Annotated in this window: 16 protein-coding genes, 5 tRNA genes and 1 pseudogene; 16 read left to right on the top strand and 6 right to left on the bottom strand. The window is 69.2% G+C overall.

What is annotated here, in order from left to right; all coding sequences use genetic code 11:
* Positions 1-7: 7 nt before the first annotated feature.
* The 9 genes from C4B68_RS11510 to C4B68_RS11470 all read left to right on the top strand — a co-directional run bounded on the left by C4B68_RS11510 (position 8) and on the right by C4B68_RS11470 (position 4,466).
* Positions 8-784, top strand: coding sequence for a fumarylacetoacetate hydrolase family protein (locus C4B68_RS11510; protein WP_099502665.1), 777 nt, complete (start codon positions 8-10; stop codon positions 782-784).
* On the top strand, positions 777-2,252 hold the full coding sequence (gene gltX, locus C4B68_RS11505; RefSeq protein ID WP_099502664.1) for a glutamate--tRNA ligase: 1,476 nt from the start codon (positions 777-779) through the stop codon (positions 2,250-2,252). Before C4B68_RS11510 ends, gltX begins: the two co-directional genes overlap by 8 nt.
* 136 nt (positions 2,253-2,388) lie before the next feature.
* The gene (locus C4B68_RS11500) at positions 2,389-3,063 is read left to right on the top strand and encodes a DUF4241 domain-containing protein (protein WP_099502663.1); all 675 of its coding nucleotides are present in this window, start codon (positions 2,389-2,391) and stop codon (positions 3,061-3,063) included.
* A 50-nt stretch (positions 3,064-3,113) separates the two neighbouring features.
* Positions 3,114-3,860 carry an HAD family hydrolase gene (locus C4B68_RS11495; RefSeq protein ID WP_099502662.1) on the top strand — a complete coding sequence of 249 codons (747 nt, stop codon included), beginning with the start codon at positions 3,114-3,116 and terminating at the stop codon, positions 3,858-3,860.
* 90 nt (positions 3,861-3,950) lie between these two features.
* Positions 3,951-4,022: transfer RNA gene (locus tag C4B68_RS11490), tRNA-Gln, on the top strand.
* Between the two features lie 42 nt (positions 4,023-4,064).
* Positions 4,065-4,137 (top strand) — tRNA-Glu (locus C4B68_RS11485).
* A 62-nt stretch (positions 4,138-4,199) separates the two neighbouring features.
* A tRNA-Glu gene (locus C4B68_RS11480) sits at positions 4,200-4,272 on the top strand.
* 21 nt (positions 4,273-4,293) lie between these two features.
* Positions 4,294-4,365, top strand: a tRNA-Gln gene (locus tag C4B68_RS11475).
* A gap of 28 nt (positions 4,366-4,393) precedes the next feature.
* Positions 4,394-4,466: transfer RNA gene (locus C4B68_RS11470), tRNA-Glu, on the top strand.
* Between the two features lie 99 nt (positions 4,467-4,565).
* On the opposite strand, the pseudogene C4B68_RS11465 reads toward C4B68_RS11470, so the two are convergent.
* Positions 4,566-5,033 (bottom strand): annotated as a pseudogene (locus tag C4B68_RS11465) (MerR family transcriptional regulator); the annotation flags it as partial.
* Between the two features lie 184 nt (positions 5,034-5,217).
* Entirely contained in the window at positions 5,218-5,934 is a 717-nt protein-coding gene (gene ndgR / locus C4B68_RS11460; protein ID WP_015036427.1) for an IclR family transcriptional regulator NdgR, read from the bottom strand.
* A gap of 191 nt (positions 5,935-6,125) precedes the next feature.
* Here ndgR and leuC point away from each other — a divergent pair, with 191 nt between their 5' ends.
* The 4 genes from leuC to C4B68_RS11440 all read left to right on the top strand — a co-directional run bounded on the left by leuC (position 6,126) and on the right by C4B68_RS11440 (position 9,452).
* Entirely contained in the window at positions 6,126-7,550 is a 1,425-nt protein-coding gene (leuC, locus tag C4B68_RS11455; RefSeq protein ID WP_099502661.1) for a 3-isopropylmalate dehydratase large subunit, read from the top strand.
* A gap of 6 nt (positions 7,551-7,556) precedes the next feature.
* Positions 7,557-8,150, top strand: a complete 594-nt coding sequence (gene leuD / locus C4B68_RS11450; protein WP_099502660.1) for a 3-isopropylmalate dehydratase small subunit — start codon at positions 7,557-7,559, stop codon at positions 8,148-8,150.
* A gap of 300 nt (positions 8,151-8,450) precedes the next feature.
* Complete coding sequence (locus tag C4B68_RS11445; RefSeq protein WP_099502659.1) at positions 8,451-8,681, top strand: SCO5555 family protein; 231 nt, start codon at positions 8,451-8,453, stop codon at positions 8,679-8,681.
* A gap of 138 nt (positions 8,682-8,819) precedes the next feature.
* The gene (locus C4B68_RS11440) at positions 8,820-9,452 is read left to right on the top strand and encodes an HU family DNA-binding protein (RefSeq protein ID WP_099502658.1); all 633 of its coding nucleotides are present in this window, start codon (positions 8,820-8,822) and stop codon (positions 9,450-9,452) included.
* Positions 9,453-9,584: 132 nt separating this feature from the next.
* Here C4B68_RS11440 and C4B68_RS11435 read toward each other — a convergent pair whose 3' ends face one another.
* Both C4B68_RS11435 and cofC read right to left on the bottom strand, forming a co-directional pair.
* Positions 9,585-9,788 (bottom strand): hypothetical protein, encoded by a 204-nt coding sequence (locus C4B68_RS11435; RefSeq protein ID WP_099502657.1) that lies wholly within the window; start codon positions 9,786-9,788, stop codon positions 9,585-9,587.
* 354 nt (positions 9,789-10,142) lie between these two features.
* Positions 10,143-10,781: a 2-phospho-L-lactate guanylyltransferase gene (gene cofC / locus C4B68_RS11425; protein ID WP_099502656.1), complete on the bottom strand. Its 639-nt coding sequence runs from the start codon at positions 10,779-10,781 to the stop codon at positions 10,143-10,145.
* Between the two features lie 143 nt (positions 10,782-10,924).
* Between cofC and C4B68_RS11420 the strand changes: the two genes are divergently transcribed.
* The 3 genes from C4B68_RS11420 to C4B68_RS11410 all read left to right on the top strand — a co-directional run bounded on the left by C4B68_RS11420 (position 10,925) and on the right by C4B68_RS11410 (position 14,085).
* The gene (locus C4B68_RS11420) at positions 10,925-11,716 is read left to right on the top strand and encodes a lysophospholipid acyltransferase family protein (RefSeq protein ID WP_099502655.1); all 792 of its coding nucleotides are present in this window, start codon (positions 10,925-10,927) and stop codon (positions 11,714-11,716) included.
* Positions 11,713-12,723, top strand: a complete 1,011-nt coding sequence (locus tag C4B68_RS11415; RefSeq protein ID WP_099502654.1) for an NAD(P)H-dependent glycerol-3-phosphate dehydrogenase — start codon at positions 11,713-11,715, stop codon at positions 12,721-12,723. The genes C4B68_RS11420 and C4B68_RS11415 overlap by 4 nt, the downstream gene beginning before the upstream one ends.
* 204 nt (positions 12,724-12,927) lie before the next feature.
* Positions 12,928-14,085, top strand: coding sequence for a D-alanine--D-alanine ligase family protein (locus C4B68_RS11410; RefSeq protein ID WP_099502653.1), 1,158 nt, complete (start codon positions 12,928-12,930; stop codon positions 14,083-14,085).
* 55 nt (positions 14,086-14,140) lie between these two features.
* On the opposite strand, the gene C4B68_RS11405 is transcribed toward C4B68_RS11410, so the two are convergent.
* Together C4B68_RS11405 and C4B68_RS11400 are read right to left on the bottom strand one after the other, a co-directional pair.
* Positions 14,141-14,650 (bottom strand): DUF3515 domain-containing protein, encoded by a 510-nt coding sequence (locus C4B68_RS11405; protein WP_099502652.1) that lies wholly within the window; start codon positions 14,648-14,650, stop codon positions 14,141-14,143.
* A 20-nt stretch (positions 14,651-14,670) separates the two neighbouring features.
* Positions 14,671-14,904, bottom strand: a complete 234-nt coding sequence (locus tag C4B68_RS11400) for an Lrp/AsnC family transcriptional regulator (RefSeq protein WP_028802415.1) — start codon at positions 14,902-14,904, stop codon at positions 14,671-14,673.
* Positions 14,905-15,053: the final 149 nt, after the last annotated feature.

Below are 15,053 nucleotides of genomic sequence, written 5' to 3'. Positions count from 1 at the left end.
GGTTCCCGTGCGCATCGCCAGGTTCTCCATCGACGGTAATGTCGCTTTCGGCGCGGTCGAGGGCGACAAGCCGGACGAGCTCGTCCTCGACATCATCAAGGGCATCCCGTTCGCGGAATTCGAGCTCTCCGGTACGAAGGTCCCGCTGAGCAAGGTCCGGCTGCTGCCGCCCGTGCTCCCGAACAAGGTCGTGGCCTTCGGCCGCAACTACGCGGAGCACGCGAAGGAGCTCGGCAACGAGGTGCCCGAGGCCCCGTTCGCCTTCTTCAAGCCGTCGACCTCCGTGATCGGCTCCGGCGACGAGATCCAGTACCCCTCCTTCACGAACGAGCTGCACTACGAGGCCGAGCTGGCCGTGGTGATCGGCCGCTTGTGCCGCGAGGTCCCGCGCGAGCGCGTCAAGGACGTCATCCTCGGCTACACCTGCGCCAACGACATCACCGCGCGCGATGTCCAGCAGCGTGAGAAGCAGTGGGCGCGGGCCAAGGGCTTCGACAGCGCCTGCCCGCTCGGCCCCTGGGTGGAGACGGATCTGGACGCCGCTGACCTCACCATCCAGTGCACGGTCAACGGCCAGCAGCGCCAGCTCGGCCGCACCAGCGAGATGGTCCACCCCATCGAGGATCTGATCGTCAACATCACCGAGGCCATGACGCTGCTCCCCGGCGACGTGATCCTCACGGGCACCCCGGCTGGGGTCGGCCCCCTGAACGTCGGCGACGAGGTCGCCGTCACCATCGAAGGCATCGGCACTCTCACCAACAAGGTGATCAAGCGTGGCTAACGCGAACGTCCGCGTACGTTTCTGTCCCTCCCCGACCGGCAACCCCCACGTGGGCCTGGTCCGCACCGCCCTGTTCAACTGGGCGTTCGCCCGGCACAACGAAGGCACCCTGGTCTTCCGCATCGAGGACACCGACGCGGCCCGTGACTCCGAGGAGTCGTACAACCAGCTGCTCGACGCCATGCGCTGGCTGGGCTTCGACTGGGACGAGGGCCCGGAGATCGGCGGCCCCCACGCGCCGTACCGTCAGTCGCAGCGCATGGACATCTACAAGGACGTCGCGCAGAAGCTCCTGGACGCGGGCCACGCGTACTACTGCTATTGCTCGACGGAGGAGCTGGACCTCCGCCGCGAGGCCGCCCGCGCCGCCGGCAAGCCCTCCGGGTACGACGGCCACTGCCGCGACCTGACCGCCGAGCATAAGGCCGCGTACGAGGCCGAGGGGCGGACCCCGATCGTCCGCTTCCGCATGCCCGACGAGACGATCACCTTCACGGACCTGGTCCGCGGCGAGATCTCCTACCTCCCGGAGAACGTGCCGGACTACGGCATCATCCGGGCGAACGGCGCGCCGCTCTACACCCTGGTGAACCCGGTCGACGACGCCCTGATGGAGATCACCCACGTCCTGCGCGGCGAGGACCTGCTCTCCTCCACCCCGCGCCAGATCGCCCTCTACAAGGCGCTGATCGACCTGGGCATCGCCAAGGAGATCCCGGCTTTCGGCCACCTCCCGTACGTGATGGGCGAGGGCAACAAGAAGCTCTCCAAGCGCGACCCGCAGTCCTCGCTGAACCTCTACAGGGAGCGCGGTTTCCTCCCCGAAGGCCTGCTGAACTACCTCTCCCTCCTTGGCTGGTCGCTCTCGGCGGACCGCGACATCTTCAGCATCGACGAGATGATCGCCGCCTTCGACGTCGTGGACGTGAACCCCAACCCGGCCCGCTTCGATCTGAAGAAGTGCGAAGCCATCAACGCCGACCACATCCGCCTGCTCGACGTGAAGGACTTCACCGAGCGGTGCGCTCCCTGGCTGCGGGCCCCCTTCGCCCCGTGGGCGCCCGAGGACTTCGACGAGACCAAGTGGCAGGCGATCGCCCCGCACGCCCAGTCCCGCCTCAAGGTCCTCTCCGAGATCACGGACAACGTCGACTTCCTGTTCCTGCCGGAGCCGGTCTTCGACGAGGCCTCCTGGACGAAGGCGATGAAGGAGGGCTCCGACGCGTTGCTCGGTACGGCCCGCGAGAAGCTGGACACCGCCGACTGGTCCTCGCCCGAGTCCCTCAAGGAGGCCGTCCTGGCCGCCGGCGAGGAGCACGGCCTCAAGCTCGGCAAGGCCCAGGCCCCGGTCCGCGTCGCCGTCACCGGCCGCACCGTCGGCCTGCCTCTCTTCGAGTCCCTGGAGATCCTGGGCAAGGAGAAGACGCTGGCCCGCATCGACGCGGCGCTGGCGAAGCTGAGCGCGTAACGCACGCACGCGTGAGCGTGCAAGGCACGCGCGCGTGAGGGGCGGCAGCCACGACGGCTGCCGCCCCTTCGGCGTTGTCAGCGCCGGGGGTACTGTTCCGGGACGACTGAAGATCGTCCCGGAAAGGCGCCCTCTCATGCCGATGACCGCTCGTGACTACGCCTGGCTGTTCACGCCCGGAAGCACGTTCACGTACGAGTCCGGAGATACCGGCGTGATCCATGTCGCGGACGGCGGCGAGCTGTGGCTGCCCACCGGCCACGTCGTGGCCTGCGACCCGTTCGTCTGCCTGGGCCGGGGGGACAACGAGCCCTTCACGGTCGCCGTGGAGCCCGGCCGCTACCGCGTCGAGGCGGCCGTGGCGACCCTCACCCGGCCCGGCGAGGCCCCGTCCGGCGATCCCCACCTGCGCGTGGCCGCCGCCCGCCTCGTCATACGCGACGCGCCCACCGCCACCTGGGAGCTCGCCGTCCAGCCCGGCCAGGACCTCGCCGAGCTCGGCGACGACGAGTTCTACGGCTACGGGGTCGACGCCGGCACCGGCGCTTTCTACGACGCGGCCGCCGACGCCTCCTTCCCCGAGTGCGAGGGCGACGAAGGGCCGCTGTGGGACGCCTTCGAGAACAGCGCGTGGGCGCCCGGCCCGCACCTCGTCACCGCCCCGGACACCGGGCACAACCTGGTCGCTTTCAGCTCGGGCTGGGGCGACGGCGCCTACCCGACGTGGATCGGCCGCACGGCGTCCGGCGAGGTCACCTGCTTCGTCACGGACTTCTTCGTCGCCCCGGACCCGTCCGACGACCCGGCCTGACAACCGTCAATCCGCCGACGCGCTCCTGGAGACCGCGTTACCGTCGGATCATGAGCATTCGCGCCGTGGTCTGGGACATCGACGACACGATCTTCGACTACACGGCCGCTGACCGGGCGGGGATGCGCGTACACCTGGCGGCCGAGGGCCTCCTGGAGGCGTACGACTCCGTCGAGGAGGCTCTCGCGCGCTGGCGGGAGGTCACCGACGCGCAGTGGGCGAGGTTCTCCGCGGGGGAGTCGGACTGGGAGGGCCAGCGCCGGGACCGGGTCAGGGCGTTCCTGGAGGAACCGCTGAGCGATGCGGCGGCCGACGCCTGGTTCCAGCGGTACGCCGGGCACTACGAGGCGTCCTGGGCCCTGTTCCCGGACGTACTGCCCGTCCTGGACACCCTCGCCGTCAGCCACCGGCACGGGATCCTCTCCAACTCCAGCCTCCACAACCAGGACCGCAAGCTCCGCGTCCTCGGCGTGCGCGACCGCTTCGAAGCGGTCCTGTGCGCGGCCGAGCTCGGCGTCTCCAAGCCCGCGGCGGAAGCCTTCCACGCCGCCTGCGAGGCCCTCGGCCTGCCTTCGCGGCAGGTCGCGTACGTCGGCGACCACCCGGAGATCGACGGACGCGGCGCCGCCGACGCGGGGCTGCTCTCCGTCTGGATCGACCGCGGCGGCGCCCACACCGGCACCGGCATCGGCAGCGGCACCGGACCGTCAGGCCCGCGCCGGATCGGCTCGCTGGCCGAACTCCCCGCGATCCTCGGCGCGGATACCCGTTTTGGAGCGCCGTCCACCTTCGGGTAATGTTCTTCCTGCGCCGCCGAGAGCGGGCCGAAAGGCCGGGGCTCGGAGGCGCAACCTAAAACAAGATCCCCACGGGGGGTTGCGTTTCAGTGGCCTATGGTGTAATTGGCAGCACGACTGATTCTGGTTCAGTTAGTCTAGGTTCGAGTCCTGGTAGGCCAGCTCGCAGAGCTCATCTGCACACGCGGAGATCTACTCCGCAAAGCCCCCGTTGTGTAGCGGCCTAGCACGCTGCCCTCTCAAGGCAGTAGCGCCGGTTCGAATCCGGTCGGGGGTACAGATCCTTCCCAGGGAGACAGTCCGGGTCGCACCCGCTGACTCTCATGCAGGATCGCTAGGGCCCCCGTTGTGTAGCGGCCTAGCACGCCGCCCTCTCAAGGCGGTAGCGCCGGTTCGAATCCGGTCGGGGGTACGCAGTTGGTCTAAACCACATTGGTCTATGGTGTAATTGGCAGCACGACTGATTCTGGTTCAGTTAGTCTAGGTTCGAGTCCTGGTAGACCAGCTCGGATCTGCGGAAACGTAAGATCCACGCCCCCGTTGTGTAGCGGCCTAGCACGCCGCCCTCTCAAGGCGGTAGCGCCGGTTCGAATCCGGTCGGGGGTACGTAGTCCGATGGGCCTCCACTTCGGTGGGGGCCTATCGGCGTTCCCGGGCCGCGGGCCCCGGGGTTCGCGCGATGTTCCCGGGCCGCCGGCCCCGGGTTCACGCGATGCCGTACCGCCGCGCCGACTCCTCCTCCTGTGCCAGTCGGTGCAGCGCCTTCAAGACCGGCTCGAAGAGAACCGCCGCCGCGACCGCCGCCTCCATTTCCTCCTCGGACGGCGGCGTCTCCACGAAGTCCAGGTCGCGGACGGCCGCCTGGTGCATCAACTCCGCGTAGGGTTCCATCAGTTCGGCATCGATGGGCCCGCCGAACCGCAGCAGCGTGGCCACCGCCGACACCAGCGCGCGGTGCGTGGGGGAGATGGTGCTCAACTCCCGTGCGGTTTCCCAGCCCAGGGACCGCAGCATCCGGTCCACCTCGTCACGCGCGGCCTGCACGGAGGGGTCCTGTTCGTCGGGTGCGGGTGGCTGCGGCAGCGCCCACAGGGCTGCGCCGAGCCGGATCGTACGGCCGAGGGAGATGTCGTCGATGTGCCCGAGGACCTCCCGGATGCTGGCCACCGGAACCCCGGCCTTCAGCGGTGCACCAGTGGGTTCCGGTGCTCCTCGCCATGCCGCGCATGATCCGGGAGCTGTCCAAGGACAAGAGCCGGCCGGTGCGGGGGACCGGCACACCCCGCACACGCGTCTCGTGCGGATTCCGTCAGGGGAGGGCCCGCCGTGGCGTTGAGGCGGCCTCGCCCGGTGCGGGTCAGCCCGTGCGGCGCAGGGCCTCGGAGAGACGGGCGGCGGCGTCTATGACCGCCTGTGCGTGCATACGACCCGGGTGGCGCGTCAGGCGCTCGATGGGTCCGGAGACGGATACGGCGGCCACCACGCGGTTGGAGGGGCCGCGTACGGGCGCGGAGACGGACGCGACGCCCGGCTCGCGCTCGCCGATGGACTGGGCCCAGCCCCGGCGTCGTACGCCCGAGAGCGCTGTGGCGGTGAAGCGGGCGCCCTGGAGGCCGCGGTGCAGGCGCTCCGGCTCTTCCCAGGCCATCAGGATCTGCGCGGAGGAGCCCGCCTTCATCGTGAGCGTCGAGCCGACCGGGACCGTGTCCCGAAGGCCGGACAGGCGCTCGGCCGCGGCGACGCAGATGCGCATGTCGCCCTGGCGGCGGTAGAGCTGCGCGCTCTCGCCCGTGACGTCCCGCAGATGCGTGAGCACCGGGCCCGCCGTCGCGAGGAGACGGTCCTCGCCCGCGGCCGCGGCCAGCTCGGCAAGGCGGGGGCCAAGAATGAAACGGCCCTGCATGTCGCGCGCCACCATGCGGTGGTGTTCGAGTGCCACGGCGAGGCGATGTGCCGTGGGTCGTGCCAGTCCGGTCGCCGCGACCAGGCCCGCGAGGGTGGCCGGACCGGACTCCAGAGCGCTCAGGACAAGGGCTGCCTTGTCCAGAACGCCGACGCCGCTACTGTTGTCCATGCAACGATACTCGCGTCTCACTCTGTGAAACGCAAGTTCAATTTTCCGTGGAAAGCGCCACCCTTGTACACACAGCGGCCCGCCGACCAACGGGCCCGGTGGCACGCGTCCGGTACGAGGGGTACGAACGTTCGCCGCCCCCGAAATCTCTAGTTGGGCCGGCGCCGCACAGGCCGGCCGGAGGGAAAGCGATGGGTAGGACACTCGCGGAGAAGGTCTGGGACGACCATGTCGTCCGGCGCGCCGAGGGCGAGCCCGACCTCCTCTTCATCGATCTGCACCTGCTGCACGAGGTGACCAGCCCGCAGGCCTTCGACGGTCTGCGTCAGGCGGGGCGCCCGGTGCGCCGCCTCGACCTCACCATCGCCACCGAGGATCACAACACCCCGACCCTCGACATCGACAAGCCCATCGCGGACCCGGTCTCCCGGGCCCAGCTGGAGACGCTGCGCAAGAACTGCGCCGAGTTCGGTGTACGGCTGCACTCGCTGGGTGACGTCGAGCAGGGCGTCGTCCACGTGGTGGGACCGCAGCTGGGCCTGACCCAGCCGGGCACCACCGTGGTCTGCGGTGACTCCCACACCTCCACGCACGGTGCCTTCGGCGCGCTGGCGTTCGGCATCGGCACCTCGCAGGTCGAGCATGTGCTGGCCACCCAGACGCTGCCGCTGGCCCGACCGAAGACCATGGCCATCACGGTCGACGGCGAACTGCCCGAGGGCGTCACGGCCAAGGACCTGATCCTGGCGATCATCGCCAAGATCGGTACGGGCGGCGGCCAGGGCTACATCCTGGAGTACCGCGGCTCCGCCATCGAGAAGCTCTCGATGGAGGCCCGCATGACCATCTGCAACATGTCGATCGAGGCCGGCGCCCGCGCGGGCATGATCGCCCCCGACGAGACCACCTTCGCGTACCTGAAGGGCCGTGCCCACGCCCCCGAGGGCGAGGACTGGGACGCCGCGGTCGCGTACTGGAAGACCCTGAAGTCCGACGACGACGCGGAATTCGACGCGGAGGTCGTCATCGACGCCGCCTCCCTGTCGCCGTTCGTCACCTGGGGCACCAACCCCGGCCAGGGCGCGCCGCTTTCGGCGTCCGTCCCCGACCCTGCTTCGTACGAGGACGCTTCGGAGCGCCTGGCCGCCGAAAAGGCCCTGGAATACATGGGGTTGACCGCCGGACAGGCGCTGCGCGACATCAAGGTCGACACCGTCTTCGTAGGGTCGTGCACCAACGGCCGCATCGAGGACCTGCGTGCCGCCGCGGAGATCGTCGGGGGCCGCAAAGTCGCCGACGGCGTACGGATGCTGGTCGTTCCGGGTTCCGCGCGGGTCGGTCTGCAGGCCGTCTCCGAGGGGCTGGACGTGGTCTTCAAGGAGGCCGGCGCCGAGTGGCGGCACGCGGGCTGCTCGATGTGTCTGGGCATGAACCCCGACCAGCTGGCCCCCGGTGAGCGCTCCGCGTCCACCTCCAACCGCAACTTCGAGGGCAGGCAGGGCAAGGGCGGCCGTACGCACCTGGTCTCGCCGCAGGTCGCCGCCGCCACCGCCGTGCTCGGCCACCTCGCCTCTCCGGCCGACCTGTCCGACGCCCGTACGCCCGCTGGAGTCTGAGAAGTCATGGAAGCATTCACCACGCACACCGGCCGGGCCGTCCCGCTGCGCCGCGGCAACGTCGACACCGACCAGATCATCCCCGCCCACTGGCTCAAGAAGGTGACCAGGGACGGCTTCGAGGACGGGCTGTTCGAGGCCTGGCGCAAGGACACGTCCTTCGTCCTCAACCAGCCGGAGCGCAAGGGCGCCACGGTCCTGGTCGCGGGACCCGACTTCGGTACCGGCTCCTCGCGCGAGCACGCCGTCTGGGCGCTGCAGAACTACGGCTTCAAGGCCGTCATCTCCTCGCGCTTCGCGGACATCTTCCGCGGCAACTCGCTCAAGAACGGCCTGCTCACGGTGGTACTGGAGCAGAAGATCGTGGACGCCCTGTGGGAGATCACCGAGCAGGACCCGCAGGCCGAGATCACGGTCGACCTTGAGGCCCGCGAGGTGCGCGCCGAGGGCATCACCGCCGCCTTCGAACTCGATGAGAACGCCCGTTGGCGGCTGCTGAACGGCCTCGACGACATCTCCATCACCCTCCAGAACGAAGGCGACATCGCGGCGTACGAGGCCAAGCGGCCGTCGTACAAGCCGAAGACGCTCCACGTCTGACGCGCGAGCCGCACGCACAGCCGGCGCACGGACTGGATTCGTGGCTGGCGCAAGGCTGATTTCAGCCACGTAAAACCCTCTGTACCCCCAATCGTGGACGGTTGGGGGTACAGCCGTTTCTGCCCTCGGACGGCTTCGGTGCGCCGCCTTGGAGGGCTCCAACTGGCCTGGTAACAAAGGAAATTGCCTGGTTACGCGCGCCTTGGCCCCGCGTTGCGCCGAGACGCTCGGAACCCCCTCCATGGGCGGCAGTTGCCCCCTGCGCAGGCGACAACTCGCCCCAGATGGCACAATCTGTGCATGGAACACGACGGCCAACTCGAGCTCTACGTGGCAGTCGCGGCCCAACTGAAGGAAGCGCACGCAAGAGTGCGCGCACTGCAAGTCCCGGAGGGCGTACGGATGGCGCTGACCCGGAAGCTGCTGGTCATTACGGCCGTGGCCAAGCACGATCTCGCCGATGCGACAAGGCGTCTGGAGCGGTTCAACAAGGATCTTGACGAGGGTCGATTCCTCGAAGGGGATCGCTGAGGAACTCCGTGACAGCCCGAGTTCGTTGCGGCACTAGGGTGATTAGCCCGTTTCGTGTTTGATTTGCGGTATATATCTGCCTAACGTGCGAAAAAGCTTGAACGCATTCGTTCGGGCAATGTCTCCGAAGGGGAAGACGTGAACAAGGCGCAGCTCGTAGAAGCGATTGCCGACAAGGTCGGCGGGCGTCAGCAGGCCGCCGACGCGGTCGACGCCGTACTGGACGCCATCGTCCGTGCTGTTGTCGGCGGGGACCGGGTCTCGGTCACCGGCTTCGGTTCCTTCGAGAAGGTGGACCGTCCGGCCCGTTACGCGCGCAACCCGCAGACCGGTGAACGTGTTCGGGTCAAGAAGACCTCCGTGCCGCGCTTCCGTGCGGGTCAGGGCTTCAAAGACCTGGTGAGCGGTTCGAAGAAGCTTCCGCGCGGTGGCGAGGTCGCCGTCAAGAAGGCGCCCAAGGGCAGCCTGACCGGCGGTGCCGGCGTCACGGTCAAGAAGGCCGCGGCCAAGAAGGTCACCGCAAAGAAGGCGGCGGCCAAGAAGGCGGTGGCCAAGAAGGCGGCCGTCAAGAAGGCCCCCGCCAAGAAGGTCACGGCGAAGAAGGCGGCCGCCAAGAAGACCACGGCCGCCAAGAAGACCGCGGCCAAGAAGACGACCGCCAAGAAGGCGGCGGCCAAGAAGGCCCCGGCGAAGAAGGCGGCGGCCAAGAAGGCCCCCGCCAGGAAGTCGACGGCTCGCAAGACCACCGCCAAGAAGACCACCGCCCGCTAGTAGGCAGGGGCGCAAGGGCAACTCACGCGCCGGGCCGGGCTCCCCAGGGAGCCCGGCCCGCGGCGTGTACAGGGGGCCTTCGGAGGGTCTGCGGGCTGGTATGCGGCTTCTAGAGGGTCCGCAGGCTGACTTCTAGAAGGTCTGCAGGGTGATGAGGGTGATCCGGAGCGCCTCGCCCTCACCCTCGGTCTCGATCCGCACGCGCTGCCCGGGGCGCAGCAGCCGCAGCCCGCCGGCATCGAAGGCCGGCCCGTCGAAGGGCACCGGTGTGCCGTCGTCGAGCAGCACCTGTCCGCTGCGGGTCTCCGGGTCGAACGTGTACGAGGTTGCCTGCATGGGGGCAGCCTACTTACCGTTCCTGAAGGCCGAGTGGAAGCAAGTCCCATCAGCCGCACGCCCCGAACGGTCTTGGGCGCACTGGTCCCCGGCGTACTCGGCCCCGGGGCGGCGAGACGCATCCTGTGCGTGGTCCGATCCCGGGAGGCCAGTTCCCTGTGCGACCTGGCCAGATGGAGACGGCCGGAGGCGACGGGGAGGCCCCACACCATCTCTGGTGGAGCAGGGGCCCCGCACGCTGGCACCGTCTCCGTTGTCCCAGATCGCACGGCCACGTTAACCCGGCTGGCCCAAGGCTCCGCAAGCCTACGAGTGGACCATCACACGATCGAGCTAACTCGACCTGCCTGCGGCTTACGGCCCGGTGATGAGAAGGCGTGCGGCCGCCGCGGCCGTACGGGGCCCCACCCCGAGCGCCAGCGCCGCCCGCAGATCGTCCCCGGTGTCCACGTCCTGCCGTACGGAATCCACGGAGTCGAGGCGCAGTTCCACGGCGCCCGAGGCGCGATGGCGAGCCCGGGAATCCGTGCCGAAAGCCGGGAGCAATTCCCGGCCGGGGGCGGCGGCCAGCAGAGTGGTGCCCATTGCGGCCGCATCGGAAAGGAAAGCACGGGGGAATTCGGCGGCTGCGTCGAGTACGCGGGTCAATTCCAGGGGCCGCAGCGCGGGCAGATCGGCATTGAGGGCCGCCACCGCGCCGTCGGGGCACCAGGAACGTACGACCGCGGCTCCGTGCGCCAGCGCGGCGTTGAGGCCCCCTCCCGGCTCGTCCGTGACGATCCGCGCACCCAGGGCGGCCAGCTGCCGGCCGGCCAGCGGGTCGTTCGTGACGACCGCCACATCTCGGACCGCGGCGCTGGCCTGCGCCGCGGCTACCGTGTCCTGCGCGAACGCGAGGGCCAGCCCGGGCCGCAGCCCGTCGGCGGCCGTGTCCGCCAGTCTGCTCTTGGCCCGCGCCAGGGGTTTGAGGGGTACGACCACAGTCCACCGCACGAGCGCTCCGCCCTCTCTTGTCGCGCCCCATTGTGACCCGAGCACCCTTGCGGCCCCAACGCCGGGCGTACGGTGTTCTCGACAGACAGGCGGCCTGGGGCGACACTTGTGCGGCCCCCCAGGTCTTAGAGGAAGGTGTCCGCGTGCCCCGCCGCAGAATCGGCTTCTGGTACCGCTTCGCTGCGGTTCTCTGCAAACCGCCACTGGTGGTTCTGATCAAGCGGGACTGGCGTGGAATGGAGAACATTCCGGCCGCGGGCGGATTTATTACCGCGGTGAACCACAATTCCCATGTGGACCCCTTCGCGTATGCGCACTATCAGTACAACACTGGGCGTGTTCCGCGATTCCTGGCGAAGGCGGGCCTTTTCAAGAAGGGATTCCTCGGTGCCGCGATGCGCGGCACCGGACAGATCCCCGTCTACCGCGAGAGCACCGACGCGCTGAGTGCTTTCCGCGCCGCGATCGACGCCGTGGAGCGCGGTGAGTGCGTCGCGTTCTATCCCGAGGGCACCCTCACCCGCGATCCCGACGGCTGGCCGATGACCGGCAAGACCGGCGCCGCCCGTGTCGCGCTGCAGACCAAGTGCCCGGTGATTCCGGTCGCCCAGTGGGGCGCCAACGAACTGCTGCCGCCGTACGCCAAGAAGCCCAACATCCTTCCGCGCAAGACCCACCACGTGCTGGCGGGCCCGCCGGTGGACCTCTCGCGCTTCTACGACAAGGAGATGACCCCGGACCTCCTGAAGGAGGCCACCGAGGTCATCATGGCCGCCATCACCGCGCAACTCGAGGAGATCCGCGGCGAGCGGGCGCCCGAGAAGCCGTACGACCCGCGCGAGGTGCGCATCGCCCAGCGGCGCAGGGCCGAGGCCAAGGCAAAGACGCAGCGGGCAAGGGAAAAAGCACAGCAGGAAGAGGGGCAGAGCACGTGAGCAAGCCGGTCAAGGCGGCCGTCTTCGGGACCGGATCGTGGGGGACGGCCTTCGGCATGGTGCTCGCCGACGCGGGGTGCGAGGTCACGCTGTGGGCCCGTCGCGCCGAGCTCGTCGAGGCGGTCAACTCCACGCGGACGAACCCGGACTACCTGCCGGGCGTCGAACTCCCCGAGAACCTGCGGGCCACGACCGACCCCGCCGAGGCGGCCGCCGGCGCCGACTTCACGATACTCGCGGTGCCGTCGCAGACGATGCGCGGAAACCTCGCGGAATGGGTGCCGCTGCTCGCGCCCGACACCGTCCTCGTCTCCCTCATGAAGGGCGTCGAACTCGGCTCCTCCATGCGGATGAGCGAGGTGATCGAGGACGTCGCCAAGGTCGGCGCGGACCGCGTCGCCGTGGTCACCGGGCCCAACCTCGCCCGGGAGATCGCCGCGCGGATGCCGGCCGCCGCCGTGGTCGCCTGCCGCTCCGAAGCGGTCGCCCAGCGCCTCCAGTCTGCCTGCCACACGCCGTACTTCCGCCCGTACACCAACACCGACGTGGTGGGCTGCGAACTCGGCGGCGCCGTCAAGAACGTGATCGGTCTCGCCGTCGGCATCGCGGACGGCATGGGCCTCGGCGACAACGCCAAGGGCTCGCTCATCACGCGCGGGCTCGCGGAGACCACCCGGCTCGGACTCGCCATGGGCGCCGACCCGATGACGTTCTCCGGGCTCGCCGGCCTCGGCGACCTGGTGGCCACCTGCTCCTCACCGCTGTCGCGCAACCACACCTTCGGCATCAACCTCGGCAAGGGCATGACCCTCCAGGAGACCATCGCGGTCACCAAGCAGACCGCCGAGGGCGTCAAGTCCTGTGAGTCCGTGCTGGATCTGGCCCGGAGGCACGGCGTCGATATGCCCATCACGGAGACGGTCGTCGGCATCGTCCACGAGGGCAAGCCGCCGGTCGTCGCGCTCAAGGAACTGATGTCGCGCAGCGCCAAGCCCGAACGCCGCTGAACCATCAGGCGGGGATCGGCTGAACCGCCGGGCGGAGCACCGGGACAACGCTCCGCGACGGCACGTACGACGCCGGGACCAACGCTTCCGCGACGGCGTGTACGACACCGGGATCAACGCTCTGCGACCGGTCGTACGACGCTGAGCAACGGTCGCCGTGGGACGCTGACTCACCGCGCTACCAACGGGTACTCTCATCGCGATATGAGCACCGAGAACCTCCCCCAGAGCCCTGAGCAGCCGCCTCGCAAGCCGCGCGTGGCCGTCGTCTTCGGCGGCCGCAGCTCCGAACACGGGATCTCCGTGGTCACGGCCGGCGCCGTCCTGAGCGCCATCGACCGTACGAAGTACGACGTCCTGCCGATCGGCATCACCCAGGACGGCCGTTGGGCGCTCACCGCCGACGCGCCGGAGCGGATGGCCATCATCGACCGGCAGCAGCCGAGCGTCGAGCAACTCGCCGAGTCGAGCGAGGGCGGCGTCGTGCTCCCCGTCGACCCGGCCAACCGCGAAGTGGTCTACAGCGAGCCCGGATCGGTCCCCAAGGCCCTCGGCGAGGTCGACGTCGTCTTCCCCATGCTGCACGGCCCCTACGGCGAGGACGGCACCCTCCAGGGCCTCCTGGAGCTCTCCGGAGTCCCGTACGTCGGTTCGGGCGTGCTCGCCTCGGCCGTCGGCCAGGACAAGGAGTACATGAAGCGGGTGTTCACGTCGTTCGGGCTGAAGGTCGGCCCGTACGTGGTGATCCGGCCCCGTGAGTGGGAACTCGACCCGTCCGCCGCCCGTAAGAAGATCATCGACTTCGCGGGCGACCACGGCTGGCCGCTGTTCGTGAAGCCCGCGCGCGCGGGGTCGTCGTTCGGTATCACCAAGGTCGACGAGCTCTCCGGCCTCGACGAGGCGATCGAGGAGGCCCAGCGGCACGACCCGAAGATCATCGTGGAGGCGGCGCTGCGCGGCCGCGAGATCGAGTGCGGGGTCCTGGAGTTCGAGGACGGGCCGCGCGCCAGTGTGCCCGCCGAGATCCCGCCGGTGCAGTCCCACTCGTTCTACGACTTCGAGGCCAAGTACATCGACTCGGCCTCCGGGATCGTGCCCGCGCCGCTCACCGAGGAGCAGACCGCCGAGGTGCGGCGCCTCGCCGTCGAGGCCTTCGACGCGGCCTCCTGCGAGGGCCTCGTCCGCGCGGACTTCTTCCTCACGGAGGACGGTGAGTTCGTGATCAACGAGATCAACACGATGCCGGGCTTCACGCCGATCTCCATGTACCCGCGGATGTGGCAGGAGACGGGCGTCAGCTACCCGGAGCTGGTCGACCGCCTGGTGCAGGCGGCGCTGCGGCGCTCGACCGGGCTGCGCTGAGCACGACGTACGGCCCTGGGGTCAGTTGGACTGAGCACGACGTATGGCCCCGGTATCAGTTGGCGATCCCCTTGGGGATCGCCTTCTTGATGGAGGCGGCCATGTCGACGAGCATGCCGGAGGTGTCCCGCCCCTTGGGGACGGTCACCTCGACGTACGCGCTGCGGTTCGCGGTGGTGAAGCGGGTCGATCCGTCGTCCTGCTTCTCCATCAGCCAGTCGACGCCGTTCACGCCGCCGGCGACCGCCTCCGGGTCGTTGCCGAGGGCAACCTGCGGGTCAGCCATCTTCGGAGGCCGCTCGACACCGCAGCGCAGTATGATCGCCGGGCTTCCCCAGCCCGCGGTCATCGCGGACCGGGGCTCGGGGTCCTCGCGGCCGAGGCCGTCCACCTTCCGCGGCAGCGCCTTGTCCAGGTTCTGGCACAGCTTGGTGACCTTCGCGTCCGGACTCGGAACCGGGACCGAGGCGTTGTCGTCTGCTGAGGAGCAGCCCGCGATCGCGATCAGCAGCGCGAGGGCGGGCAGCCCGAAGAGAGCGGTGTGCCGGTGACGGAAGGAGTTCACCGGCCAAGGGTAGACGGGGGCTAGAGGTGTACGACCGGGCAGGTCAGGGTGCGGGTGATGCCGTCCACTTGCTGGACTTTCGCGACCACCATGCGGCCGAGTTCATCGACCGTGTCAGCCTGGGCGCGCACGATCACGTCGTACGGTCCTGTCACGTCCTCGGCCTGGATCACCCCCGGGATCTTGCTGATCGTCTCGGCGACGGTCGACGCTTTGCCGACCTCCGTCTGGATCAGGATGTACGCCTGTACCACGGAACCTCCAGGGCGGCCACGAGGATCATGTGGGGAAAAGGAACGCCACGGTATCGCGTTGCCGCTCGCCGCGGGGAGACCCACGGTGGCTGGGGCGTGCGCGCCGGGGTGTACAGACTGCACGAGTTGACGGTCAACTCGACCGTACC

The organism is Streptomyces dengpaensis (genome assembly GCF_002946835.1).
Lineage (GTDB): Bacteria > Actinomycetota > Actinomycetes > Streptomycetales > Streptomycetaceae > Streptomyces > Streptomyces dengpaensis.
This window is presented reverse-complemented; position numbering and strand designations above follow the sequence as displayed.